The following is a 23048-nucleotide window of genomic DNA, read 5'->3' as shown; positions in this document are numbered from 1 at the left end:
GTATCCTGGCCCACATGGCCGGCAAGCCCGACAAGGAAACACAGAAGCGCCTGAAGGCGGAGAAGCGAGCGGCCTCCAAGGAGCGCCGCTCGCAGATCTGGCAGGCCTTCCAGATGCAGCGCAAGGACGACAAGGCGCTGCTCCCGCTGATGATCGGCGTGCTGGTGCTCGCCGTCGTCGTGGCCTTCGGCATCGGCCTGATCTTCGACCTCGAATGGATCTTCCTTCCGTTCGGCGTCGTCATCGGCGCGCTGGCGGCGTTCAGTATCTTCGGGCGGCGGGTGCAGTCGTCGGTCTACAAGAAGGCGGACGGGCAGCCGGGTGCGGCGGGCTGGGCGCTGGACAACCTGCGCGGGCAGTGGCGGGTCACCCAGGGCGTCGCGGGCACCACGCACCTCGACGCCGTGCACCGCGTGATCGGCCGGCCGGGCATCATCCTGGTCGCCGAGGGCGCCCCGCACCGGGTGAAGAGCCTGATCGCGCAGGAGAAGAAGCGCACCGCGCGGGTCGCCGGCAAGACCCCGATCTACGACATCAGCGTCGGCAACGAGGAGGGCCAGATCCCCCTCAAGGCGCTGCAGCGCCACCTGATGAAGCTCCCGCGCAACATCAACGCGAACGAGATGGACAGCCTCGAGGCGAGGCTCAACTCCCTGGGCTCGCGAGCGGCGGCGATGCCGAAGGGCCCGCTGCCCCCGGGGGCGAAGATGCGAAGCGTCCAGAGGACGGTCCGCCGCCGCTGACCGCGTCGGGCGGCCGCGGGGCCGGTGGTGCTCGAGTGGCTCAAGCGTCAACGAGCGCTGCTTGAGCCACTCGAGCGGCGGAGGCCGGTCTCCGATCCGCCGCTCGAGTGGCTCAAGCGCCACTCTGCGCTGCCTGAGCCTCTCGAGCGCCGCCGTCTCCACCGGCCCGGTGCAGCCGAGTTGTCCACATGAGGCCTTCTCCGGGCGTTCGGAACGAAGTTGTCCACAGGCCTCGGGGAGATCGTCACGGCTTCCGCCCGGAATGCCCGACGCTGGGCTCATGCGTCTCTCCCGAGCCGACCGTGACCGTCTCCGCGCGCTCTTCCCCGCCGGCGTCGCGACCCGGAAGGATCTCCTCGACGTCGGTCTGTCCGCGTCCGCAATCACTCGCGCCTGCCAGGCCGGCGGGCCGTGGCGATCCCCGGTCCGCGGCATCATCGTCCTCTCCGACGGCCAGATCACCCCTCGGCAACGAGCCCGCGCCGCGCTCCTCCGCTGCGGGGACCCATGCGTGATCACCGGGGTCGCGGCGGCGCGGTTGTACGGCATCCGGGGCCTGCCACCGGACGACCGGCTGCATCTCCTGGTTCCGAACGAGCGCCAGGTCAGCGGCACCACCCTCTTCATCGTGATCCGGACCCGCCGGATGCCCGTCCCGGTCGTGCGGGACGGCCTGCCGCTCGCTCCGGTCGCACGCGCACTCGTCGACGCCACAGTGCCGTTGTGTGAGGCTGACGCGGTGCGGGCGTTGTTCGCCGGCGCGATCCAGCGCGGCCTCTGCACGCCGGCGGAGCTCGCGATCGAACTGGCCCAGGTCCAGCGGCCCTACACCGCGCTCGCCCGCAGTGTGCTCGAGGAGGTCACGGACGGCGTCCGCTCGACAGCCGAGGCGTGGGCCCGCCGCCTCGTCCTCCGTAGCGGGCTGCCCGCGCCGCAGTGGAACGTCGGGGTCCGACGTGCCGACGGGCGGCTGATCGGGGTCGCCGACGCCTGGTGGGACGACATCGGCCTCGTCTGGGAGATCGACTCCCGGGAATGGCACCTCGACCCCGAGGCCCACGACCGGGACACCCGCCGGCAGTCCGGCTTCGCCGCGGAAGGCATACCGGTGATCCACACGAGACCGTCGCGGCTGCGGACCGAGCGGGCCGAGGTACTCGACGAGCTGATGCGCGCCCACGCGAACGCGGCCCGCAGCCCACGGCCTCGGGTACGGACGGAGCTGTGGCGCCCCGATGCCCGCCGCTCGAGTGGCTCGAGCAGCGTTGCCTGACGCTTGAGCCACTCAAGCACCGGGAAGCCGCCGGCCGACCCAAGCGCCGCAGAGGCTCAGCGGGTGCGGATCACGATCGTCCTGGTGGCGCGGTCGTGCCAGCCCCGCCCGTCGTCGTCCCGGACGATCGGGGGCACCACGATCCCCAGCAGCAATGTCCGCAGCAGCGCCCGCGGCAGTCCCACCAGCGGGGCCATGTCCACCCGGGCGACCCGCATCCCCAGCGCGACCATCCCGGGCGTCATGCCGAAGATCGCCGTGGGCAGGGCGGTGAGCGCGAACCAGACCAGCCAGACGGTCCAGCCGAGGCTCGAGGAGCCGAGCGCGTCGAGGCCCGAGAAGAAGAGGGCGAGGGCGTAGGCGATCATCCAGTCGATCGCGACCCCGCCGAGCCGGCGGCCGAAGCCGACGGTCGCCCCCACGCCTTCCCGAGGCAGGCCGAACTTCGCCCCGGGGTGGCCGTCCGCAGCGGGTGTGTCCGGATCGACGGGTGATCCGGGGAGCCAGGACTCGTGCCAGCGGGCCATGGGCTCTAGCCTATGCGGCCTGAGTGACAAGCACCTCTGCACCGGCCCGTTAACGCCTGTGAAACACACAAGTGACCGACGGGCAACAGCACGGTCATAGCGTCGCCACGATCGTGAAGACCGAACGAAGGAGCCAGTGAGCGTGTTCAGCAACTCCGAAGAGGTACTCAAGTACATCTCGGACGAGAAGGTCGAGTACGTCGACATCAGGTTCTGCGACCTGCCCGGCGTCATGCAGCACCTCACCGTCCCCGCCACGGCGTTCGATCAGGACTTCATCGACAGTGGCATCGCGTTCGACGGTTCGTCCGTCCGCGGTTTCCAGGCGATCAACGAGTCGGACATGGCGCTGTTCCCGGACCCCGCCACGGCCCGCCTGGACCCGTTTCGCAAGCACAAGACGCTCAACATGAACTTCTTCGTGCACGACCCGATCACCGGCGAGCCCTACAGCCGTGACCCACGGAACGTCGCCCGCAAGGCCGAGGAGTACCTCGCCGCCTCCGGCATCGCGGACACCTGCTACTTCGGTGCCGAGGCCGAGTTCTACATCTTCGACTCGGTTCGGTTCGGGTCGGACCCGCACCAGCAGTACAGCCACATCGACTCCGTCGAGGGCTGGTGGAACACCGGCCGCGAGGAGGCCGGCGGCAACCTGGGCTACAAGGTCCCCTTCAAGGGTGGCTACTTCCCGGTCCCGCCGGTCGACCACTACGCGGACCTGCGTGACGACATGGCCACGAACCTGATCAACAGTGGGTTCGAGCTGGAGCGCGGCCACCACGAGGTGGGCACCGCCGGCCAGGCCGAGATCAACTACAAGTTCAACACGCTGCTGCACTCCGCAGACGACGTGATGCTCTTCAAGTACATCATCAAGAACACCGCCTGGCACGCCGGCAAGACCGTCACCTTCATGCCGAAGCCCCTCTTCGGTGACAACGGCTCGGGCATGCACGCCCACCAGTCGCTGTGGAAGGACGGCGTGCCGCTGTTCCACGACGAGGCCGGCTACGGCGGCCTGTCGGACCTGGCGCGCTACTACATCGGCGGCATCCTGCACCACGCGCCGTCGCTGCTGGCGTTCACCAACCCGACGGTGAACTCCTACCACCGCCTGGTCCCCGGCTTCGAGGCCCCGGTCAACCTGGTCTACTCGGCCCGGAACCGCTCCGCCTGCATCCGGATCCCGCTGACGGGCAACAACCCGAAGGCCAAGCGCCTCGAGTTCCGCTGCCCGGACTCGTCCGGCAACCCGTACCTGGCGTTCGCCGCGATGATGATGGCCGGCCTGGACGGGATCAAGAACAAGACGGAGCCCGCGGCCCCGATCGACAAGGACCTCTACGAGCTCCCGCCGGAGGAGCTCAAGGACATCGCGCAGGTCCCGGCCAGCCTCGACGCGGTCATCGACCGGCTCGAGGAGGACCACGACTACCTGCTCGACGGCGGCGTGTTCACCCCGGACCTCATCGAGACCTGGATCGCCCACAAGCGGGAGAACGAGATCGACCCGCTGCGTCTTCGCCCGCACCCCTACGAGTTCGCCCTGTACTACGACGTCTGATCGTGGGCGTCGGCGTACTTCGACGTCCGATCGGCGAAGAGCGATCCGACCTGCTGTGAGCGGTCGGATCGCGCGATCGGACGGTCTCGCCCGGTGACGGCCCGGCATCCCCCTCAGGGGGATGCCGGGCCGTCACCCTTTCCGGGCTTCGACGGGCAGGATGGACGCCATGGCCGACATCGCGATCCCGGTCCTGCGCCTCACCGACGCCCGCACCCCGGACGGCCGGTTCGTCCCGGAGTTCCTGGACGAGCTGAGGCGAGCGCTGCACGAGGTCGGGTTCCTGCAGCTCACGGACTTCGGCGCCGACGCCGGCCAGGTCGACGAGCTCGCGGACGTCACCCGCCGCTTCTTCGCCCTCCCGCTGGCCGATCGCCTGGCTCTGGACAACCGGGCGTCGCCGCACTTCCGCGGGTACACCCGGTTGGGCCACGAGATCACCGCCGGCCGCCCGGACGCCCGCGAGCAGCTGGACTTCGCCCCGGAGCAGGCACCGCTCCCCCGCGACGAGTGGGACGCGACCTACCGCCTGCTGGAGGGTCCCAACCAGTGGCCCGAAGCGTCGTTGCCGGAGTTGCGCGAGAAGGTCCTGGCCTGGGCGGAGCTGCTGTCCGGCGTCGGCACCGAGCTGACCCGGGCGCTCGCCGCGGCCCTCGGCCTCCCCGAGACCCACTTCGACGCCGTGTTCGCCGGCGCCCCGCACTGGTTCGGCAAGCTGATCCGCTACGTCGGCGTCCAGGACCAGGATCTGCAGGCCCAGGGCGTCGGGCCGCACGCTGACTGGGGTTTCCTCACGCTGCTCCTGCAGGACTCGACCGGCGGGCTGCAGGCGCGGCCGTCGCGCTCCGGCGAGTGGGTCGACGTGCCGCCGCTCGACGGGGCGCTCGTGGTCAACGTCGGGGAGATGCTGGAGGTCGCCACCCACGGTTACCTGGTGGCGACGGTCCACCGGGTGCTGCCGTGCGCGCCGGCGACGACGCGGCAGTCGATCGGCTTCTTCTGGTCGCCGCGCCTGGACGCGACCCTGGACCCGGTCCCGCTGACCCCCGAGCTCGCGGCGCACGCCCCCGGCGTCACCGAGACCGAGCACAACGCGCTGCTCCCCCGCTTCGGGGACAACGCGCTCAAGGGCTGGCTTCGCTCACATCCCGAGGTGGCGGCGCGTCATCACGCGGATCTGCTGGGCTGATCCGTCGAGTTGAGCGGGGCGCGGCGGGACGGCCACGGGTCAGGGCGACGCCCGTCAGGATCAGCACGCCGCCGAACAGCTGGACCATGCCGGGCACCTCGCCGAGCAGCAGCCAGGACCCGATCGCGGACGCCACCACCTCCAGCAGCGCCACGAGCGAGCCGCGGGCCGCGCCGATCCTGGCGATCGCGGCGATCCCGGTGAGGTAGGCGACGACCGTCGAGACCAGGACGAGCAGGGTGGCGGCGAGCGGCCAGCCGAAGTCGGCACCGGCCAGGACGACCGGGCCCGCAGCCGGGTCGACGACCAGCGGCAACAGCCCCACGGTGCCGAGCACCGCGACGACGACGGTTCCGACGGTCATCCCGACACCGGCCAGCACCAGCGGTGGCGTCGACGAGCCCGCACGGTCCGCGAGCAGGAAGTACGACGCCTGGCAGACGGCCGCGACGAGCCCCCAGGCGACGCCGACCGGGTCCAGCCCGCCCCCCGTCCAGATCTCGACGACGAACGACAGCCCGACGAGCGCGATCACCCCGCCCGCCAGCGTCCGCGTCCCGGGCGGCTGCCGCCGGACCACCCACACCCAGGCGACCACGAGCACCGGGCCGAGGTACTCCAGCAGCAGCGCGATGCTGACCGGCATGTAGCGGACGGCGTTGAAGAACGCGACCTGCACCCCGGCCATGGCCAGCACGCCGTAGAGCAGCAACGCGGGCGCGTCGGCCCGCAGCGCCGCGAGGACGCCGGGCCGCAGCACCACCAGCATGATCAGCAGCACGAACGCCGAGCCGCCGACCCGCACCAGGACCGCCCCGGCCGACGACCAGCCGGCGTCGATCAGGGCCTTGGCGAGCGGGCCCGACGTGCCGAACGAGACCGCCGAGACGACGGCCAGGACGAGCCCCGCCGACGACGAGGCCCGGACCGCTGTGCTCAGTCCTCGGCTCCGGTGACGGGGACCAGACCGGCCGCCTCGATCCCCGCGACGGCCGCGGCCTCGTCGTTCAGGGACAGGTCCCCGGTGACGCCGACGGCGCCGAGCAGCGTGCCCCCGGTGTCCTGGACGAACACGCCGCCCGGCACGGAGAGGATCTTGCCGCCGGCGAGGGTGGCGACGGAGGTGAAGAACTCCGGGGAGTCCGCGGCACGCGCGGCGATCGCCCGGTTGGTCATGCCGAGGGCCAGGACGCCATTCGCCTTGGCGACGGCGAGATCGGGGCGCATGTAGCCGGACCCGTCCTGACGGGCGAGGGCGACGATCGCGCCGCCCGGGTCGAGGACGGCGACGGTCAGCGGCTTGAGCCCCTGCTCCGTGCCGTGCGACAACGCTGCCGCGACGACGGTCTGGGCCTGCTCCAAGGAGATGGTCACGGCCGCGAGCCTCTCACGGCGGGCCCTCCGACGCGATCAGTGGGAGGCGGTCCGCCGGCGCCGGTCCGAGGGCGTGGGACACCGTGACCGCCTCAGCGGCGGCCGGGCTGCGGGACCCCGACGGACAGCTCCACCGACACCGGACGGTGCTCGCCGACCCGCACCGACCGGACGCCGGGCTGCTCGGCGTGCGCGGTGACCGTGTAGTCCCCCGGCGCGATCCCGGTGAAGCGGAACGTGCCGTCCTGACCGGTCCGGGCGGTGCCGACGACCGTGCCGCGCCCGTCCAGCAGCGTGGTGACGATGTCCGGCGCCGGGTGCGGACCGGCGTGCACGACGCCGTCGACGGTCCCGCCCTGCTGGGCCGTCCGGGCGGGGCGGATGTCGTGACGCTGCGGCAGGCCACCGATCCGCACGCGCTCCGCGACCGGGTTGCCGGCCTCGCCGTAGCCGACGACGAGGTGCTCGCCCGGCCCCGGGACGGTGATCCGGTAGCGGCCGTCCGGGCCGGACACGGTGGAGGCGACCTGGTTGCCGGCCCCGTCGAACACGACGACCGAGGCACCCGGCACGGGCTGTCCGGTGCCGCCGAGGACGCTCCCGACGAGGCCGGGCCGGGTCGGGGGGAGCTCGGCCGGCGCCTGGCCCGGTGCGAGCCGGCTCGGTGCGACCTGGCCCGGTGCGGGCTCGCTCGATGCGGGCTGAGCGGCCCCGCCCCAGCCCGGTGCGGCCTGAGGCTGAGGTTCCGTGGCCCGCTCGTGTGCCGCGGCGTGGCGGGGCGTGCGGTCGTGCCCGTTCCCTGCGACCCCAACGCCCACGGCGCCCGCCGCCGGCGCGATCCACCCTGCAGTAGTGGCGTCGATCGGCGTTCCGGCCGCGGACGGCGCCAGGTTGTCGGACTCGTCCTCGGCAGCGAGCGGCGCCTCCGGATCCCGCCTCCCCAGGCGCGCCCGCAGCCGCTCCACCAGCGTGTAGAGCACCGGGACGAGCACGAGCGTCAGCAGGGTCGAGCTGATCAGACCGCCGATCACGACGATCGCGAGCGGCTGGGAGATGAACACCCCGCCGCCGGTGAGCCCGAGGGACATCGGCAGCAGCGCGAAGATCGTCGCGACCGCCGTCATCAGGATGGGCCGCAGGCGTTGCGCGGACCCTTCCAGGACCGCCTCCCGCAGTCCGCGCCCGTCCCGGCGGAACTGGTTGACCAGGTCGATCAGCACGATCGCGTTCGTCACCACGATGCCGACCAGCATCAGCATGCCGATCAGCGCCGGCACCCCCAGCGGCGTGCCCGTGGCCAGGAGCAGCACGATCGCGCCGGTCGCCGCGAACGGGATCGAGACGAGCAGGATCAGCGGCTGCACGAGGCTGCGGAAGGTCAGCACCATCACCAGGTAGACGACCGCGATCGCGACGAGCAGCGCGATCCCGAGCTGGGCGAACGCGTCGTCCTGCTGGGTGCTGACGCCCCCGATCTCCGCCGTCGCCCCGGCCGGGAGGGTGAGCCCGTCCAGCGTGGTGCGCAGGGTGGTGGTGGCGGCGCCGACGTCGTCCCCGGTGGGTCGCGCGGTGATCTGCGCGCTCCGGGCGCCGTCCGTGTGCCCGATGCTCGGGGCGGTGCTGGTCTCGGTGACCGTGGCGACGTCCGCGAGGGTGCCGCGGCCGAGCGGCAGCGCGCTCAGGGCCGCGACGTCCGCGGGTGCGTCCCCGGTGCGGACGACGACGTTCTGGGTGACCCCGTCGACGCTCAGCGTGCCGACCGGGCTGCCGCGCAGCGCGGCCGCCACGAGCTGCCCGACCTGGGCCTCGGTGAGCCCGGCGGCGGCCGCCTTCGCGCGGTCCACGCTCACCTCGACGGTCGGCTGGGCAGCGGCGAGGTCGTTGCGGACGTCCCTGACCCCCGCGATCCCGGCGACCGCCTGCTGCACCTGGTCCGCGGCCTGCGCGAGGACCTGGGGGTCGTCCGCGCGGACCGCGACCGAGAGGTTGTTGCTGCCGAAGCCGCCCTGGCCGCCGGACACGGTGAGCTGCCCGACCTGGTCCTCCCCGCCGAGCGCGGCGAACCGGGCGCGCAGGTTGTCCTGGACGGCGGTGGCGTCCGCGCCGTCCCGCAGGGTGATCGAGAACCGGGTGGCGCTGAGCGAGCGGCCGGGCGGGCCGAACGTGCCGCCGCTGGACCCGACGGTCACCTGGTAGCTCGCCACGTCCTCGTCCCCGGTCAGGACCGTCTCGACACGCTTCGCCGCGGCGTCCGCCTGCGGCAGCGCCGTGCCGGGCGGCATCTCCTGGCTGACCGAGACGGTGTCCCCGCCCGCGTCGCCGATGAAGTTCGTGGTGAGCTGCGGGGCGAGGGCGAGCGTGCCGCCGAGGATCAGCACGGAGACGACCAGCGAGATCACCGGATGCCCGATCGAGCCGCGGAGGACCGGCAGGTAGCCGCGCTGCAGCCAGGTGCGCTTCTCGTGCTCCTCGGCCGCGGGGACGGGGGCGCCCTTCTTCTGCTTCCGCCGCAGCACGGCGGACGCGAGCACCGGCACCACGGTCAGCGAGACGACCAGCGACGCGAGCAGCGCCGCCGCGACCGTCACCGCGAAGGGCCGGAAGAGCTCCCCGACCTGGCCGCCGACCAGGCCGATCGGGGCGAAGACCGCCACCGTGGTGACCGTGGACGCGGTGATCGCGCCGGCGACCTCCCGGACGGCCCTGATCACCGTGCGCACGACGGCGGCCTTCGGCAGTCCGGGCCTCAGGTGCCGCGAGATGTTCTCGATGACGACGATCGAGTCGTCCACCACGCGGCCGATCGCCACGGTGAGCGCGCCGAGGGTGAGGATGTTGAGCGTCTCGCCCGTCAGGTCCAGCACGATCATCGCGATCAGCACGGACAGCGGGATGGACACCGCCGTCACCAGCGTCGCGCGCACGGACAGCAGGAACAGCAGGATCACGATGATGGCGAACGCGAGCCCCAGCAGGCCCTCGGTGGTGAGGTCCTCGACGGACTGCTCGATGAACGGCGCCTGGTCGAACACCACCGTGACCTGCGCGTTCTGCCCCGATCCGCCGAGGGCGTCCACGATGCGGGGCAGCAGGTCCTGCACGTCGTGGGAGACGGCGACGGTGTTGGCGTTCTCGGCCTTGACGACGCCGACGCCGACGCTGGGCACGCCGTTGGTGCGGGTGTAGCCGGTGGCGGGCGCGGGCGCCTCGGTGACCGTGGCGACGTCACCGAGCCGGACCGGGCCGCCGGGCGAGCTCAGGTAGAGGTCCGCGAGCGCCTCGACCGAGGTGATCGGGGTGCCGACCTCGACGGTCAGCGGGTTCGTGTCCGGGGAGAGCTGGCCTGCGGGCACCCGCACGCCGTTGGCCTGCAGCAACGTGGAGATCCCCTGCACGGAGACGCCCCGGGCGGCCGCCTCGGCGGGGTCGAGCGCGAGGGTGACCTGGGACGTCGTGATCCCGGTGAGCGTCACGTCCGAGACCCCGTCGACGCCGGCCAGCAGTGGCTGCACGTCCGTCCGGAGGATGTCCGCCACGCGCTCCTGCGGGAGGTTCGACGACACCGCGAGCTGGACGACCGGGATGTTCCCGATCCCGCCGGTGACGACCTGCGGGGTGACCCCGGCGGGCAGCGCCAGCCCCTGCACGGCGCGCTGGAGCTGGGAGGTCAGGTCGTCGGTGTTCGTGCCGTACTCGAGGTTCAGCGTGACCACCGACGAGCCGTTCGTGCTGGTCGACGTGGTGCCGGTGACCCCGGTGATCCGCCCGACCGCCTGCTCGATCGGCGTGGTGACCTGCTCCTCGACCGCTTCCGGTGAGGCGCCCTGGTACGTGGTGGCGACGGTGGCCACCGGCACGTCCAGCGACGGGAAGAGCTCCTGGCGCAACGAGGTGGTGCTGAGCACGCCGAACACGACGAGCAGGACGGTGGCCAGCCCGACGACGGCGCGGTTGCGCAGGCTGAGCCGGGCGAGCCAGGTCATGTGGCGGGCCTTCCGGAACGGGAACGGGAGCCCGATTCAACAGTGCTCGTCCGAGACTTCCGTGAACACCGCTGAGAATCTCCTGAGCCCTCCCGCCCGGAAGGCGGCGAGACGGGCACGGTGTGACACACACCATGCCCGAGGCCCGTCAGGCGGCGCGGGTCAGTGCGACGAGCGGGATCGTGCGGATGCCCTCGGTCTTCCTCGCGTAGTCGCCGAAGCCCGGGTTACGGCCGACGATCTTGTCCCACTGCGCGTCCCGCTCGTCGCCGGTGATCTCCTCGGCGTGCGCGGTGAAGGTGTCCACCCCGGAGTCCGTGGCGAGCTCGACGGTGACGTCCGGCGTGGTCTTGAGGTTGTGGTACCAGGCCGGGTGCGACGGCGCGCCCGCCGCGGACGCGACGATGACGTAGTGGTCCGGCTCGGGGAAGTAGATGAGCGGGGTCACGCGTTCGGCGCCGGACTTGGCGCCGACGTGGTGCAGCAGGATCATCGGCGCGCCCTCGAAGGGCGGGCCGACCTTGCCGTCGTTCTCGCGGAACTCGCGGATGACGCGGGCGTTGAAGTCCTCGGGCATGGATGTCCTCCGTCGTGGTCGAGGGCCCCGTTCAGAACAGCAGGACCCAGGCGGCGGTGACCGTCGCCGCCGTCCCGACGAACCAGAAGAGCGCCGCCCACATTCCCCCCGGGATCCCCGTCAGGCCCGCCAGCTGGTCCGCGTCCGAGCTGCCCCTGCGGCCGTGCCGACGGGTGCGGCGTCGGGAGCGCTGCAGCTCCCGGACCGCCCGGACACCACCGAACAGCAGGAACCAGCAGAGCGCGGCGGCGAACCCGGCGCGGACGTCCGGCGGCGCCCAGACCGCGGCGAGTCCCAGGACTCCCCCGGTGACCAGCACGGCGAGCGCGCCGAACGCGTTGCGGATCTGGATCAGGGTCGCGACGAGCAGCGCGAGTGCGACCCACAGCAGAGCCCGGGTGTTGCCGGTGGCGACGAGCGCGGCGCCGCCGAGCCCGAGCAGCGGCGGCGCGACGTAGCCCGCGAGGAACATCAGGACGACACCCGGGCCGCGTCCCGCGCCCGTCGAATGGGTGACCCCGGAGGTGTCCGCGTGCAGCCGGATCCCGGTGAGCCCCCGCCCGACCAGGACCGCGACCAGCGCGTGCCCGCCCTCGTGCGCGATCGTCACGACGGTGCGGGTCATCCGCCAGCTCAGCGGCAGCAGCACGACTGCCAGCGCGATCGCCGCGGCCGCCAGCTCCGCAGGGCGCGCGGACAGCTGGTCGAACGCGCCCGTGAACGCGTCCGGCAGGTTCTCGATCAGCGGTGGCACGTCGTCCAGTGTGCCCAATCCCGGTTCCCACGGTCTGCGGGGCTTGACCTTCCAGCTGCTGGAGGGGTTCAGGGTCCCCCTCATGGCCGCACTGCTCACCATCGGACAGCTCGCCCGCCGCTCCGGCGTCCCCGCCCGGACCATCAGGTTCTGGTCGGACACGGGCGTGCTGCCCGAGATCGACAGGAGTCCTTCCGGCTACCGCCGGTACGACGCGGCCGCCGTGGCCCGGCTCGATCTCGTCCGCACCCTGCGCGAGCTCGGGATGGGCCTCGAGGACGTGCGGGAGGTGCTGCTCCGCCGACGGACCGTCGACGAGGTGGCGACCGCGCACGTCCGCGCGATCGACGACCACATCCGCTCGCCCCGGGTGCAGCGCGCCGTCTGCACGCTGCTCGCCCGGGGCGGGCACACCGAGAAGGAGACCGCCCTGATGAACGACCTGCCCGGCTGTCCGCCGCCGAGCGGCAGCGCATGATCGACGACTTCGTCGCCGACGCGTTCGCCGGTACCGACCCGGACGCCCCCGGCGCCGGGATCGCCACAGCGATGCGCAGCATGCCCACCGAGCTGCCCGAGGATCCGACGACCGAGCAGGTCGAGGCCTGGGTGGAGCTCGCCGAGCTGGTCTCGGACCCGGCGTTCAGGGCGCGGGTCCGGCAGATGGCGGTGGCCGGTGCCTCGGGGCAGCAGCCACCGGCCTTCGACGCCGCACCGGTCCAGGAGCATGCGAGCACCGCCGTTGCGACCGGGATCGACCCCGCCGCACCGGAGGCGGCCGACATCCTGGCCCGCATCGGCGTCCGGGACCTCGACGAGGGCGCCCGCCGGGAGCTCGCGGACACGATCGACACGTTCACGGACCGCCGGGTGGAGCGCTACTGGACGCTGCTCGGGACGCTCAACGGCTGGCCCGCGCACCCGTCGAGCGTCCCGGCGTTCGCGTGGTTCGCGGCAGCCCTGCGTGCGCGGTGAGTGGGGTCGGCCATCACTTCCCGCACACCGGCGCCCTAGTCACGACGGCCGGTGAACGACGGGCCGACGCCCATCGCGATGATCATCGGCCCACCGGCGCCCCGCACCCGGCGCAGGCGGTCCGGTGACGTGGCCCCGGCGCGGTGTCCCGAGCGCGGTGCTCAGGTCACCCCGGTGCCGGAAGGTCTGGACGCCGAGCCACACGAGATGGGCCGCGCCGGCCAGCTTGATCCCCGTGAAGACCTCGGCGGAGCACGCTCGGCCCGGGGACAGCACGAGCACCATCGACGCGAGCAGGAAGATCACGACGCCGGCGGTGGAGGGCATGCCGGGGACGCCAGCGCCTGCACCGGCGCAGAGCACGAGAGTTGCGGTGCCACCGATACGGTCCGGGCCCCTCGTACGAGTAGCGGTTCATGGAACGACGCCAGGGGCTCCCCGCATGTTCGGCATGATCCGGCCGTGCCGGCACAGCCTGTCCGAGCGGTTGCGCACCGAGTGGATCGGCCACCTCTGCGGCCTCTGCCGCGCGCTGCGCGACGGCCACGGCCAGCTGGCCCGCACCGCCACGAACTACGACGGCCTGCTCATCTCCGTCCTCGTCGACGCGCAGAGCACCGCGGCCCCGAACCGGCGCAGGGCCGGCCCGTGTCCCCTGCGCGGGATGCGCACCGCGATCGTCGCGACCGGCGAGGGTGCCCGACTCGCCGCCGTCGTCTCGCTGGTCCTGGCCTCGGCGACGATCGCGGACCACGCGGCCGACGGCGACGGCGTGCTGGCCCGGCGCCCACTCGCCAAGGCTGCGGAGCGCCTGGCCGGACGCTGGTCCCGGAACGCGACCGTCGACGGCGCGGCGCTCGGCCTGGGCACCGGGGTTTTGCTCGACGCCGTCGGACGGCAGGCCGCGGCGAAGCGCTCCCCGTCGTCGCTGCTGGCGGTGACCGAGCCGACGGAGAGCGCGACGGCCGCGGCGTTCGCGCACACCGCCGTCCTCGCCGGGCGGCCGGACAACGCCGTTCCGCTGGCCGAGGTCGGCCGGCTGTTCGGGCGGCTCGCGCACCTGCTCGACGCCGTCGAGGACCTGCCCGCCGACCACGCGGCCGGAGCGTGGAACCCCCTCGCCGAGACCGGCACCGACCTCGCCACCGCGCGCCGGCTGGCGGACGACGCGACCCTCGGGGTGAAGCTCGCCCTGCGTGAGGTCGAGTGGGCGAACGGGACCCTGGCGCACCGGCTGCTGGTGCACGAGCTGGACCGGGCCGTGGGCCACGCGTTCGCGCATGCGGAGCCGGACACCGGGACACAGCGGGGGAAGCAGCGCGGCCTCGTCACCGGCTGCGGCGTCGCCGTCGGCCTCTTCTGCACCTGCCAGATCTGCTGCAGCGACACCTACCCGGACCCGTGGACCGGCGAGCGCCGGCAGGGCTGGTGCCGTGGGAGCGGTGACAGCGGGGGCGGCGACGGCTGCGACGGGTGCTGCAGCTGCACCGACGGCTGCTCGGGCTGCGACGGCGACTGCTGCGACTGCGACTGCTGACCGCGTCTCCGCAGCTCACCCGGGGTCGTGTGCGCGGATCCTCGTTCTAGCGAGGCTCCGCGCGCACAGGGGTCACCAGCCGTAGAAGACCCGTTCGACGACGCTGCGGGCGCGCCGGGTGGCCCGGCGGTAGTCGTCGAGGAAGACGCCCGGGTCCCCGTCCGCGGGGTAGCCCATGGACGCGGCGATCGCGGCGAGCTCCCGGCCGGAGCGGGGCAGCTGGTCCCCCGGCTTGCCGCGGACGAGCATGATCGCGTTCCGCGCCCGGGTCGCCATCTCCCAGCCCGCCCGCAGCTCCGCGGCGTCGTCCTTACCGATCAGGCCGGCCTCGACGGCCTCCCGCAGCCCCTCGAGCGTGGAGGTCGTGCGCAGCTCGGGGACGTCCCCCGCGTGCTGCAGCTGGAGGAGCTGCACGGTCCACTCGACGTCCGCGAGCCCGCCGTACCCGAGCTTGGTGTGGGTGCCGCGGTCCGCGCCGCGGGGCAGCCGCTCGGCGTCGACCCGGGACTTGATCCGGCGGATCTCCAGCACGGACTTCTCGGCGAGCCCGTCGGCGGGATACCGGATCGGGTCGACGAGCTCCATGAACCGCCGGCCCAGGTCCGCGGCTCCGGCGACGGGGTCGGCGCGCAGCAGCGCCTGCGCCTCCCAGAGCTCGCTCCAGCGCGCGTAGTACTCGCGGTAGGACGCCAGGGTCCGCACCAGCGGCCCCGACCGGCCCTCGGGCCGGAGGTTCGCGTCGACGACCAGCGCGGGGTCCGGGCTCGGCGACCCGAGCCCGCGGCGCACGGTCTCGACGACGGTCGTCGCGAACTTCACCGCGTCCCGGTCCGCCTCGTGCGGGTCGACGTCGGGATCGGCCGGGTCCGCCTCGCACACGAACAGGACGTCCGCATCGGAGCCGTACGCCAGCTCCGCCCCGCCGAGCCGGCCCATCCCGATCACCGCGATCCGTGCCGGGACGTGCCCGCCCGCCGCAACGGACTTGATCGCGCTGTCCAGCGTCGCCTGCAGCACGGCGACCCAGACCGAGCTGAGCGACGCGCACACCTGCTCCACCGACAGCAGCCCGAGCAGGTCCGCACACGCGACGCGCAGCATCTCGTGCCGGCGCAGCGAGCGCGCGCTGGCGACCGCCGCGGTGAAGTCGGGCTGGCGGGCGACGGTCGTGCGCAGGGACGCGGCAACCTCCGCCGGGTCCCGCTGCAGCTCGTCCGCCTGCCCGGCGTTCGGGCTGGCGAGCATCCGCAGCACCTCGGGTGCACGCGTCAGCAGGTCCGGGACCAGCGACGACGTCCCGAGGAGCTGCATCAGACGCTGCGCCACCGCGCCCTCGTCGCGCAGCAGCCGCAGGTACCAGGGCGTGCTGGCGAGCGCCTCGGAGACCCGGCGGTAGGCCAGCAGCCCGCGGTCGGGGTCCGGGCTGACGGCCAGCTCGTCGAGGAGCACCGGGAGCAGCGTCTGCTGGATCGACGCGGCCCGCGAGACCCCGCTCGTCAGCGCCCGCAGGTGCCCGAGCGCGCCCTCCGGGGAGGCCCAGCCGAGTGCCCCCAGCCGCGCGACCGCGGCCTTCTCGGACAGCCGGACGGCGGATGCGGGCAGCCGGGAGACGGCCGCGAGCAGCGGCCGGTAGAACAGCTTCTCGTGCAGCCGGCGGACCCGGCGCGCGTTGCGCGTCCACTCCGCCACCAGCACGCCGACGACGTCGTGCCGCCCGTCCGGACGCAGCCGCGCGGCGCGGGCGAGCCAGCGCAGCCCGTCCGTGTCGTCGGGGGCGGGCAGGAGGTGGGTGCGGCGCATGCGCTGCAGCTGCAGCCGGTGTTCGAGCAGCCGCAGGAAGCGATAGGAGGCGGCGAGGTTGGCGCCGTCGTCCCGCCCGACGTAGCCGCCCTCCGCGAGCGCCGCCAACGCGTCCAGCGTCGACGGCGAGCGCAACGTCTCGTCCGTGCGGCCGTGCACCAGCTGCAGCAGCTGGACGGCGAACTCGACGTCCCGCAACCCGCCCCGGCCGAGCTTCAGCTCGCGTTCCGCGAGGTCCGGCCGCACGTGCTCCTCGACCCGGCGGCGCATCGCCTGCACGTCCACGACGAAGTCCGCGCGGTCCGCGGCGCTCCAGACCATCGGCGCCACGGCCTCGGCGTACTGCCGGCCGAGGTCCGGGTCCCCGGCGATCGGCCGCGCCTTGAGCAGGGCCTGGAACTCCCAGGTCTTGGCCCACCGCTTGTAGTAGCCCACGTGCCCGTCCAGCGTGCGGACCAGCGCGCCCTGCCGGCCCTCGGGGCGCAGGTTGGCGTCGACCTCGAAGCAGGCCTCTCCCGCGATCCGCATGACCCGGCTCGCGATCTTCGTCGCGGTCTGCAGATCGCCCTCGCCGACGAAGATCACGTCGACGTCGCTGACGTAGTTCAGCTCGTGCCCGCCGCACTTGCCCATGCCGATGACCGCCAGCCGGACGTCGTCGTCGGGCTGGGTCTCCTCGACGGCGACGGCGAGCGCGGCGCGCATCGCGGCCGACGCCAGGTCCGCAAGCTGCGAGGCGACCTCCTCGACCTCCATGACCGGCAGGGACGGCTCGCCGACCGCGGCCAGGTCCGCGCCGGCGAGGCCGAGCAGCTCGTCGCGGTAGGCGGTCCGCAGGGCGACGACGGCGGCGGCCCCGGTGAGCTGGGCCCGCGCCCCTCCCGGGGAACCGGCGGGCGGGAGCGACGGATCGGCGCCGACGGCGCGCAGCAGGTTCGCGGTGCGCCGTTCGAGGTCCGGGGGCGGGTCCTGGCGGGTGGGGCCGTCGGCGAGCAGGGACCAGCGGCCCGGGTTGGCGATCAGATGGTCGCCGAGCGCGGTCGACGCGCCGAGCAGCCCGAACAGCCGCCCACGCAGGCCGACGTCCGTGCGCAGCTCCCGGTCGATCGCCTTCCAGTCCGGGGCGGCCTTCGCGAGCCGCTCGACCTGGCGCAGGGCCAGGTCCGGGTCGGGGCTGCGGGCCAGGGCCCACATGATGTCCGCCGCGCCGGTGACCGGCCGGTCCGTCGCCCACCAGCCGAGATCCTGCACCGTGGCTTCGGCCCACGGTTCGGTGAGTCCGAGCCGGGCCAGAGACGTTCCGGTGCGTTCCGCCACGATGGTGAAGATACTGCCGGATGACGGCGGCGTTACGGAGCGTTCGGGTAGGTGTCGGGTTCGAGGAGCGGGAATCGCAGCCAGCTCAGCTGCGCGGACAGCGCCCGGTAGGCGGCGAGGCGGGCGTCGTCCGTGCCCGTCTCCTCGGCCTCGGCGATCGGCGCCCAGAGGCGGTGGACCATCGCGGGCCCGAGCTCGAGCAGGCCGCCTGAGCCGGTCGTCGCGAAGCGGGCCAGGACGTAGCGGACGAGCGCGCCGACCGGGATGCCGGTGTGCGCGCTGAGCCCCCGCAGCGTCTCGAGGGGGTCCAGGCGGGTGTAGTCCGCGACCTCGGCCTTGAAGTTGGCGTCCGGGTCGTCGTCGGGCCAGGGGCCGGTCCAGCGTTCGAGGGTGACCGTCGGTTGCTCCACGTGCCCGAGACTAGGGTCTGTCCTAGGAGAGCAGGCCCCCGGCGAACCGGGGCTCGCGGCCAGCCGGCGAGCCACCGGATTCGCGTCGATCGGTGCGATTTCACGGCGAGTGTCCGGTAGGTCCGTATCCTGGGCGACGTGGACGGTGACCTGCCCGGGGGGGACATCCTCTTCCAGCTGCTGCTGAGCCCGACCGCGCTCGCGGTCCTCGGCGGCGTGCTGCTGGTGTTCGCGCTGGTCCTGGCGTTCGTGCTGCGCCGGATCTGGCGGCGCGCGCGGTCCTTCGCGGGCGCGCAGTCCCACCGCCTCGACCGGGCCCGCACCGAGTTCGCGGCGCTGCGCCTGCCCGAGGGTCCGCAGCGCCGGGCCGTCGATCTGCGGCGCAGGCTCGATGCCGCCGTCACCGCGACGGAACGCCAGTTCGCCCCGGCCGAGGAGCACGCGCTCGTCTCCGCGACCGTTCAGGACCAGTACCTGGAGCTCCGGCGGCTCGCCGCGGGCCTGGACACGTACCTGCGGAGTCTGCAGGACGACCCCGACCCCGCCCGCGTCGAGACCGCCCTGCCGGAGGCCGCGACGTGGACCGATCAGCTCTGCGACGTCGCCGCCGAGCTGCGCGCGGCCGTCCGGGAGACGACGGCGGGGACGACGGACGCGGACGTGCGCACCCTCGGCACGTCGACGATCGACGGGGTCGCCGCCCTGCGGGCCGGGATGGACTTCCTCCGCGGCCCGCGCTGACCCACTCGTGCGTGGAAGTCGTCGCCGGGGCGACGACTTCCACGCACAGGTTCACAGCACCGGGAGGTACGTCGAGAGCTCGTAGGGCGTGACGTTGCGGCGGTAGGCGTCCCACTCCGCACGCTTGTTGCGCAGGAAGAAGTCGAAGACGTGCTCGCCGAGGATCTCGGCGACCAGCTCCGAGTGCTCCATCGCCGAGAGCGCCTCGGTGAGGTTCTGCGGCAGCGCCTCGTAGCCCAGCGCGCGCCGCTCGGTCTCGGTGAGCGACCAGACGTCGTCCTCCGTGGCGGCGGGCAGCTCGTAACCCTTCTGCACGCCGGTGAGGCCGGCGCCCAGGATCACCGCGAAGGCGAGATAGGGATTGCAGGCGCTGTCCAGCGTCCGCACCTCCACCCGCCGCGTCGACGACTTCCCGGGCGAGTACATCGGTACCCGGACCAGCGCGGACCGGTTCGCGTGCCCCCAGGAGACGGCCGTCGGGGCCTCGCCCCCGGTGATCAGCCGCTTGTAGGAGTTCACCCACTGGTTCGTGACCGCGCTCATCTCGCGCGCGTGCCGCAGCACGCCGGCGACGAACGCCTTGCCGGTCTCGGACAGCTCGTAGGGGTCGGTCGGGTCGTGGAAGGCGTTGCGGTCGCCCTCGAAGAGCGAGAAGTGCGTGTGCATGGCCGAGCCCGCGTGCTCGGTGAACGGCTTCGGCATGAAGGAGGCCTTCACGCCCTGGGTGAGCGCGACCTCCTTCACGACGTAGCGGAAGGTCATGATGTTGTCCGCCATGGTGAGCGCGTCCGCGTAGCGCAGGTCGATCTCCTGCTGGCCGGGGCCGCCCTCGTGGTGGCTGAACTCCACCGAGATGCCCATCGACTCCAGCGTCTCGATCGCGTTGCGCCGGAAGTGCGGGGCGACGTCGTGGCTGGCCTGGTCGAAGTAGCCGCCACGGTCCGCCGGCAGCGGCGGCGTGCCGTCCGCGGGCAGGTCCCGGAGCAGGTAGAACTCGATCTCGGGGTGGACATAGCAGGTGAAGCCCGCCTCGCCGGCCTTGCTCAGCGCGCGGCGCAGCACGTGCCGCGGGTCCGCCCAGGACGGCGATCCGTCCGGCATGGCGATGTCGCAGAACATGCGCGCCGAGTAGTGCTCACCGCTGGCGGTCTCCCAGGGCAGCACCTGGAACGTCGACGGGTCGGGGCGCGCCACCATGTCCGACTCGAACACGCGCGCGAAGCCCTCGATCGCGGAACCGTCGAAGCCGATGCCCTCGGCGAACGCCCCCTCTAGCTCCGCGGGGGCAACCGCCACCGACTTGAGGTAGCCGAGCACGTCGGTGAACCACAGCCGAACGAATCGGATGTCGCGTTCCTCGAGCGTGCGCAGCACGAATTCCTGCTGGCGGTCCATGGGCAGGGAGCCTAGGAACGCCGTGTTACAGCGATGTTTCGTCGCTGCTCGACGTGCGCCGAACCACTCACCCGGCGGGTGATCCGGGGGTCAGGTTCTGACGGTGCAGGTCGCCGGCTGCTGCTTCGTCGCCGGATCCACCAGGTAGGCGGTCAGCTTGTCGTCGATGCACTTGTTGCCCTGCAGACCCGCGGTGTGCTGCGTCCCGTTCACCGTGATCAGCGTGCTGCCGAGGTCCTTCGCGACGTCGACACCCGCCCGGTACGGCGTCGCCGGGTCGCCGGTGACGGACACGACCATCGTCTGCGGGATGCCCGGCGCGTGCGGCGTGTGCGGCGTCGACGTCGGCGGGACGGGCCAGAACGCGCACGTCTCCCGCGCCTCGACGGGGCCCTTGCCGGTGGAGCGGTACGGGGCGGCCGCGTAGACGCCGTCGGTGAGCTCCTTGACCCGGGCCGGGTCGCTCACCCCGCCGTTGTCCACGCAGCTGATCGCGGTGAAGGCCTCGATCGAGTTCGAGTACTTGCCGTCCCCGCCGCGCGAGTAGTAGATGTCCGCGAGCGTCATCAGCAGGGCGCCGTCGTTCGTGGCCATGCCGGAGATCCCCTGGGCGAGTGCGGGCCACAGCTGGCGCACGTACAACGCCTGCGTCACGCCGAGGACGGCGTCGTTGAAGCTGAGCGGGCGCGCCGGGTCCCCGGACGGGATCGGCGTGGTGATGAGCCGCTGGGCCAGCGCGTTGAACGTCTGCGTGGTGCGGGCCGGGTCCGTGCCGAGCGGGCAGTTGGCCTGGGTCGTGCACCACGTCGCGAACGCGTCGAACGCCTGCTGGAACCCGGCCGCCTGCTTGATCGAGGACTCGACGTAGTCCTGCCGCGGGTCCACGACGCCGTCGAGCACCAGCGCGCGGACGTTCTGCGGGAAGGCCTCCGCGTAGGCCGAGGCGATCTGGGTGCCGTACGAGTAGCCGTAGAAGCTGAGCTTCTCGTCGCCCAGGACGGCCCGCAGGACGTCGAGGTCCTTGACGACGTCCCGGGTGCCCACGTTGCCGAGCACCTGGTTCCCCATCCGCGCGGAGCAGCGGTCCGCCTGGGACTTCGCGTCCGCCTCGGCCGCCGCGACGCCGGCGGGCGACGGGTCCGCGAAGACCTTGGCCCGCTCCTCGTCCTGCTCCTTGTCGGTGAGGCAGTCGAGCTGCGGGGTGCTGGCGCTGACTCCGCGCGGGTCGAACCCGACCAGGTCGAAGCGCTGCGCGAGCGTCCCCGTGCCGACCTGCTTGCTGACCGCCGGCAGGTACTCGGTGCCCGAGCCGCCCGGCCCGCCCGGGTTGAACAGCAGCGAACCGATCTTGGGCCCGGTGGTGGCCTTCTGCCGGATGACCGCGAGCTTCGCGGTGTCCCCGTCCGGCTTCGCGTAGTCGAGCGGGACCTCGAGGTTCGCGCAGTCGTACTTCGGGTCCGCGAACGCCTGCGCGCTGTCCGCGGTCTTCGAGAAGGGACCGCACGGACCCCAGGACAGCTGCTGACCGTAGTAGCGGGCCAGGTCCGGGGTCGGCGCATCGGAGGCGGCGACCTCGTTGACCGGGGTGCTCCGGGTGGTGGTGCCGGAGCCGCACGCGGCGGCGAGCACTGCGGCGACCGCTCCGAGCGAGACGGCGAACATCCAGGGCGAGGAGCGACGGCGAGACAACACCCCGTCAGCATGCCAGCGTGGTCGCGGAGCGCACCTCGGGCGCGCCGGATCGTGCGGCCGCAGGGTCACCCGCCTCTGTGAAGTACGTCGCCGACGCTGGGATCGCGCCGCCGCGGGTGTCAGGCTTCCTTCGCCTGCTCCGCGAGGAGCCGGCACTACCCGCAACGACCCGGGGACCCGCCGAGCGGGCCTCGAGGCAGGGAAGGACGGACGATGACGTCTGCGAACGACAAGGCTGCCCCCGTGGAGGAAGCCCCCTACCGGACGGCCGCGCGGCCCAAGCGCGTCCGGATCCACCATCTGCTGGAGATGAAGCAGCGCGGCGAGCGCTGGCCGATGCTCACCGCCTACGACCGCTACTCCGCGGAGATCTTCGACGAGGCCGGGATCCCGGTCCTGCTCGTCGGGGACTCGGCCGGCAACAACGTGTTCGGCTACGACAACACCCTCCCGGTGACCGTCGACGAGCTGATGCCGCTGGTCCGGGCCGTGGCCTGGAACGCCCGGAGCGCCCTCGTCGTCGCGGACCTGCCGTTCGGCAGCTACCAGATCTCCCCCGGCCAGGCCCTGGAGACCGGGTTCCGGTTCCTGAAGGAGGGCGGCGCGCACGCCGTCAAGCTCGAGGGCGGGGCGCGGTTCGTCCCGCAGGTCGAGGCCCTGACCGGCTCCGGGATCCCGGTCATGGCGCACCTCGGCTTCACCCCGCAGAGCGAGCACGCGCTCGGCGGGTTCCGGATCCAGGGCCGCGGCGAGGCCGGGGACCGGCTCGTCGAGGACGCCCTCGCGCTGCAGGAGGCGGGTGCGTTCGCGGTCGTCCTGGAGATGGTGCCGGCGGACGTCGCGAAGCGGGTCACCGCCGAGCTGCACGTCCCGACGATCGGCATCGGCGCCGGCCCGGACTGCGACGCGCAGGTTCTGGTCTGGTCGGACATGGCCGGGATGAACCGGGGCCGCAAGCCGAGGTTCGTGAAGCCCTACGCGGACGTCGGCGGGATCCTCCTCGACGCCGCCCGCCGCTTCGGCGCCGAGGTGCGAGGCGGCGAGTACCCGGACTCGGACCACTCGTACTCCTGAGCCGAACCCGGACCCCGACTCGCGCGGCTCCACAGCGCGACTCGCCCGGCCCCACAGCGCGACTCGCGCGGCTCGAGATGCCGACTCGCGGGCACAGGTCCAGACCTCCGCGAGTCGGGG

General features: G+C 72.9%; 20 protein-coding genes. 9 read left to right on the top strand and 11 right to left on the bottom strand.

Annotated elements, in window-relative coordinates:
* Positions 1–14 precede the first annotated feature (14 nt).
* Both JWP64_RS25470 and JWP64_RS25465 read left to right on the top strand, forming a co-directional pair.
* The gene (locus JWP64_RS25470) at positions 15–743 is read left to right on the top strand and encodes a DUF4191 domain-containing protein (protein ID WP_297502138.1); all 729 of its coding nucleotides are present in this window, start codon (positions 15–17) and stop codon (positions 741–743) included.
* Between the two features lie 280 nt (positions 744–1023).
* The gene (locus JWP64_RS25465) at positions 1024–2016 is read left to right on the top strand and encodes a hypothetical protein (RefSeq protein WP_297502135.1); all 993 of its coding nucleotides are present in this window, start codon (positions 1024–1026) and stop codon (positions 2014–2016) included.
* A gap of 56 nt (positions 2017–2072) precedes the next feature.
* On the opposite strand, the gene JWP64_RS25460 is transcribed toward JWP64_RS25465, so the two are convergent.
* Positions 2073–2543, bottom strand: a complete 471-nt coding sequence (locus JWP64_RS25460; protein ID WP_297502132.1) for an RDD family protein — start codon at positions 2541–2543, stop codon at positions 2073–2075.
* A gap of 142 nt (positions 2544–2685) precedes the next feature.
* On the opposite strand from JWP64_RS25460, the gene glnA (JWP64_RS25455) reads away from it, so the two are divergent.
* On the top strand, positions 2686–4110 hold the full coding sequence (gene glnA, locus JWP64_RS25455; RefSeq protein ID WP_297502129.1) for a type I glutamate--ammonia ligase: 1425 nt from the start codon (positions 2686–2688) through the stop codon (positions 4108–4110).
* A gap of 169 nt (positions 4111–4279) precedes the next feature.
* Positions 4280–5299 carry a 2-oxoglutarate and iron-dependent oxygenase domain-containing protein gene (locus JWP64_RS25450; RefSeq protein WP_297502127.1) on the top strand — a complete coding sequence of 340 codons (1020 nt, stop codon included), beginning with the start codon at positions 4280–4282 and terminating at the stop codon, positions 5297–5299.
* Here JWP64_RS25450 and JWP64_RS25445 read toward each other — a convergent pair.
* From JWP64_RS25445 to JWP64_RS25425, 5 genes are all read right to left on the bottom strand, one after another.
* Positions 5235–6197: an EamA family transporter gene (locus tag JWP64_RS25445; protein WP_297502167.1), complete on the bottom strand. Its 963-nt coding sequence runs from the start codon at positions 6195–6197 to the stop codon at positions 5235–5237. The genes JWP64_RS25450 and JWP64_RS25445 overlap by 65 nt on opposite strands.
* 38 nt (positions 6198–6235) lie before the next feature.
* Positions 6236–6673, bottom strand: a complete 438-nt coding sequence (locus tag JWP64_RS25440; protein ID WP_297502125.1) for a heme-binding protein — start codon at positions 6671–6673, stop codon at positions 6236–6238.
* A 92-nt stretch (positions 6674–6765) separates the two neighbouring features.
* Positions 6766–10656 carry an efflux RND transporter permease subunit gene (locus tag JWP64_RS25435; RefSeq protein WP_297502122.1) on the bottom strand — a complete coding sequence of 1297 codons (3891 nt, stop codon included), beginning with the start codon at positions 10654–10656 and terminating at the stop codon, positions 6766–6768.
* A gap of 148 nt (positions 10657–10804) precedes the next feature.
* Entirely contained in the window at positions 10805–11233 is a 429-nt protein-coding gene (locus JWP64_RS25430) for a nitroreductase/quinone reductase family protein (protein ID WP_297502119.1), read from the bottom strand.
* 31 nt (positions 11234–11264) lie between these two features.
* Positions 11265–12071 carry a M50 family metallopeptidase gene (locus tag JWP64_RS25425; protein WP_297502116.1) on the bottom strand — a complete coding sequence of 269 codons (807 nt, stop codon included), beginning with the start codon at positions 12069–12071 and terminating at the stop codon, positions 11265–11267.
* On the opposite strand from JWP64_RS25425, the gene JWP64_RS25420 reads away from it, so the two are divergent.
* Positions 12070–12465: a MerR family transcriptional regulator gene (locus tag JWP64_RS25420; RefSeq protein WP_297502113.1), complete on the top strand. Its 396-nt coding sequence runs from the start codon at positions 12070–12072 to the stop codon at positions 12463–12465. The genes JWP64_RS25425 and JWP64_RS25420 overlap by 2 nt on opposite strands.
* On the top strand, positions 12462–12962 hold the full coding sequence (locus JWP64_RS25415) for a hypothetical protein (RefSeq protein ID WP_297502110.1): 501 nt from the start codon (positions 12462–12464) through the stop codon (positions 12960–12962). The genes JWP64_RS25420 and JWP64_RS25415 overlap by 4 nt, the downstream gene beginning before the upstream one ends.
* A gap of 39 nt (positions 12963–13001) precedes the next feature.
* Here the strand turns inward: JWP64_RS25415 and JWP64_RS25410 are convergent, their stop codons facing one another.
* On the bottom strand, positions 13002–13289 hold the full coding sequence (locus JWP64_RS25410) for a hypothetical protein (RefSeq protein ID WP_297502107.1): 288 nt from the start codon (positions 13287–13289) through the stop codon (positions 13002–13004).
* Positions 13290–13404: 115 nt separating this feature from the next.
* Between JWP64_RS25410 and JWP64_RS25405 the strand changes: the two genes are divergently transcribed.
* A complete protein-coding gene (locus tag JWP64_RS25405) occupies positions 13405–14499 on the top strand; it encodes a DUF5685 family protein (protein WP_297502104.1) in 1095 nt (364 codons plus the stop codon).
* A gap of 72 nt (positions 14500–14571) precedes the next feature.
* On the opposite strand, the gene JWP64_RS25400 is transcribed toward JWP64_RS25405, so the two are convergent.
* Both JWP64_RS25400 and JWP64_RS25395 read right to left on the bottom strand, forming a co-directional pair.
* Positions 14572–17616 carry a bifunctional [glutamine synthetase] adenylyltransferase/[glutamine synthetase]-adenylyl-L-tyrosine phosphorylase gene (locus JWP64_RS25400; protein ID WP_297502101.1) on the bottom strand — a complete coding sequence of 1015 codons (3045 nt, stop codon included), beginning with the start codon at positions 17614–17616 and terminating at the stop codon, positions 14572–14574.
* 32 nt (positions 17617–17648) lie between these two features.
* Complete coding sequence (locus JWP64_RS25395; RefSeq protein WP_297502098.1) at positions 17649–18026, bottom strand: DUF6027 family protein; 378 nt, start codon at positions 18024–18026, stop codon at positions 17649–17651.
* A gap of 138 nt (positions 18027–18164) precedes the next feature.
* Between JWP64_RS25395 and JWP64_RS25390 the strand changes: the two genes are divergently transcribed.
* Entirely contained in the window at positions 18165–18767 is a 603-nt protein-coding gene (locus JWP64_RS25390; RefSeq protein WP_297502095.1) for a hypothetical protein, read from the top strand.
* Between the two features lie 51 nt (positions 18768–18818).
* Here JWP64_RS25390 and glnA (JWP64_RS25385) read toward each other — a convergent pair whose 3' ends face one another.
* Together glnA (JWP64_RS25385) and JWP64_RS25380 are read right to left on the bottom strand one after the other, a co-directional pair.
* The gene (glnA, locus tag JWP64_RS25385; RefSeq protein ID WP_297502092.1) at positions 18819–20162 is read right to left on the bottom strand and encodes a type I glutamate--ammonia ligase; all 1344 of its coding nucleotides are present in this window, start codon (positions 20160–20162) and stop codon (positions 18819–18821) included.
* Between the two features lie 90 nt (positions 20163–20252).
* A complete protein-coding gene (locus JWP64_RS25380) occupies positions 20253–21854 on the bottom strand; it encodes an alpha/beta hydrolase (RefSeq protein ID WP_297502089.1) in 1602 nt (533 codons plus the stop codon).
* A 213-nt stretch (positions 21855–22067) separates the two neighbouring features.
* Between JWP64_RS25380 and panB the strand changes: the two genes are divergently transcribed.
* Positions 22068–22928 carry a 3-methyl-2-oxobutanoate hydroxymethyltransferase gene (gene panB / locus JWP64_RS25375; protein WP_297502086.1) on the top strand — a complete coding sequence of 287 codons (861 nt, stop codon included), beginning with the start codon at positions 22068–22070 and terminating at the stop codon, positions 22926–22928.
* Positions 22929–23048: the final 120 nt, after the last annotated feature.

Origin of the sequence: Pseudonocardia sp. (genome assembly GCF_025465255.1) — a bacterium.
GTDB lineage: Bacteria > Actinomycetota > Actinomycetes > Mycobacteriales > Pseudonocardiaceae > Pseudonocardia.
The sequence above is the reverse complement of the archived record's forward strand: the minus strand, read 5'-3'. Positions and strand labels throughout refer to the sequence as shown.

What these genes read in the sequence shown, in the direction of transcription:
- JWP64_RS25470 (WP_297502138.1), top strand. Translation starts at nt 15, where the DNA reads ATGGCCGGCAAGCCCGACAAGGAAACACAGAAGCGCCTGAAGGCGGAG.
- JWP64_RS25465 (WP_297502135.1), top strand. Translation starts at nt 1,024, where the DNA reads ATGCGTCTCTCCCGAGCCGACCGTGACCGTCTCCGCGCGCTCTTCCCC.
- JWP64_RS25460 (WP_297502132.1), bottom strand. Translation starts at nt 2,543, where the DNA reads ATGGCCCGCTGGCACGAGTCCTGGCTCCCCGGATCACCCGTCGATCCG.
- JWP64_RS25450 (WP_297502127.1), top strand. Translation starts at nt 4,280, where the DNA reads ATGGCCGACATCGCGATCCCGGTCCTGCGCCTCACCGACGCCCGCACC.
- JWP64_RS25435 (WP_297502122.1), bottom strand. Translation starts at nt 10,656, where the DNA reads ATGACCTGGCTCGCCCGGCTCAGCCTGCGCAACCGCGCCGTCGTCGGG.
- JWP64_RS25430 (WP_297502119.1), bottom strand. Translation starts at nt 11,233, where the DNA reads ATGCCCGAGGACTTCAACGCCCGCGTCATCCGCGAGTTCCGCGAGAAC.
- JWP64_RS25420 (WP_297502113.1), top strand. Translation starts at nt 12,070, where the DNA reads ATGGCCGCACTGCTCACCATCGGACAGCTCGCCCGCCGCTCCGGCGTC.
- JWP64_RS25425 (WP_297502116.1), bottom strand. Translation starts at nt 12,071, where the DNA reads ATGAGGGGGACCCTGAACCCCTCCAGCAGCTGGAAGGTCAAGCCCCGC.
- JWP64_RS25415 (WP_297502110.1), top strand. Translation starts at nt 12,462, where the DNA reads ATGATCGACGACTTCGTCGCCGACGCGTTCGCCGGTACCGACCCGGAC.
- JWP64_RS25410 (WP_297502107.1), bottom strand. Translation starts at nt 13,289, where the DNA reads ATGCCCTCCACCGCCGGCGTCGTGATCTTCCTGCTCGCGTCGATGGTG.
- JWP64_RS25405 (WP_297502104.1), top strand. Translation starts at nt 13,405, where the DNA reads ATGTTCGGCATGATCCGGCCGTGCCGGCACAGCCTGTCCGAGCGGTTG.
- glnA (WP_297502092.1), bottom strand. Translation starts at nt 20,162, where the DNA reads ATGGACCGCCAGCAGGAATTCGTGCTGCGCACGCTCGAGGAACGCGAC.
- panB (WP_297502086.1), top strand. Translation starts at nt 22,068, where the DNA reads ATGACGTCTGCGAACGACAAGGCTGCCCCCGTGGAGGAAGCCCCCTAC.